2 protein-coding genes are annotated in these 922 nt (G+C 34.3%); one reads left to right on the forward strand and one right to left on the reverse strand.

The window, feature by feature from the left end:
* Positions 1 to 176: 176 nt before the first annotated feature.
* A complete protein-coding gene (locus tag V7266_RS07190; RefSeq protein WP_335467057.1) occupies positions 177 to 299 on the reverse strand; it encodes a hypothetical protein in 123 nt (40 codons plus the stop codon).
* A gap of 337 nt (positions 300 to 636) precedes the next feature.
* Between V7266_RS07190 and V7266_RS07195 the strand changes: the two genes are divergently transcribed.
* The gene (locus tag V7266_RS07195) at positions 637 to 825 is read left to right on the forward strand and encodes a DUF2187 family protein (RefSeq protein ID WP_335467058.1); all 189 of its coding nucleotides are present in this window, start codon (positions 637 to 639) and stop codon (positions 823 to 825) included.
* Positions 826 to 922 lie beyond the last annotated feature (97 nt).

Raw genomic sequence — 922 nt, forward strand, 5'->3', positions numbered from 1 at the left:
AGGAGAACCGTCCCCATGCATCTAAAATGAGAAAACCCGGTCGTGAATTTCGACCGGGCATTTTAATGAATTTTTTAGCTTAATGTTAAAGATCAGGGGCCAAAATGAAGTGGTTGGTAAAATCATAAGTGGTCGGTAATTCGTTGATAGAAGACAAGGAGTGGAGACATTCTCCGTTAAATGCCGAAATCATCCGATTCTGCATATGTTTCGATTGTTGTGTCTCTGCACTCCCAGCACTCCGTCCGATTCCGCTCCATGATAGCTAATTCCTCTCCGCACTTAATACAATTATCCATTAGCAATCCCTCTTTTCATGTTTTTTATGGTAAAAACCGCCAACTTCATTTAATTACTAAGTTGGTAAACTTATTATAACACAAAATATTCTGAAAGATATATATTAATTAAGTTACATAAATTGCAGTCAGGTCACAAGGCCAACTCAAATTATGACGAAATTTAGTGAATGATGACTTTAGACGTCAAAACACCGAGCGAGGATGTACCTTAAATTACAAACTTTACTTTTTCGTTAAAAGCGACAAAAACAATAGCATGAAATCATTCTTTTTATTAGAATGAGGTTCAAATCAAGATTCTTTAATGAAATTTGTTTCATTTGGAGGGATTCATATGGTATTCAAAGCTAAAAAGATAGCAGAAATAGGCGATCGTATCTTTTTTAAAAATGGAGTCAAAGGGATCGTGGAGAAGGTTTATGACAATTCTGTGATTACAAAGATAACCGAAAACAATACAGAATTGGAGTTTAAAGAAAATAGAACAGTGGTAGCACACAAAAATTATAAAGTTCTGGCATAGAGGTACTGGATAGTCTTAATAGGCTATCCAGTTTTTTTTACTAGTTTTTCTCCACCAGGAGAAAAGTCTTATTTTTAAAAAAAAGAAGAAGAAAAAA

This window comes from Neobacillus drentensis, assembly GCF_036965645.1.
Taxonomy (GTDB): Bacteria; Bacillota; Bacilli; order Bacillales; family Cytobacillaceae; genus Neobacillus; species Neobacillus drentensis_D.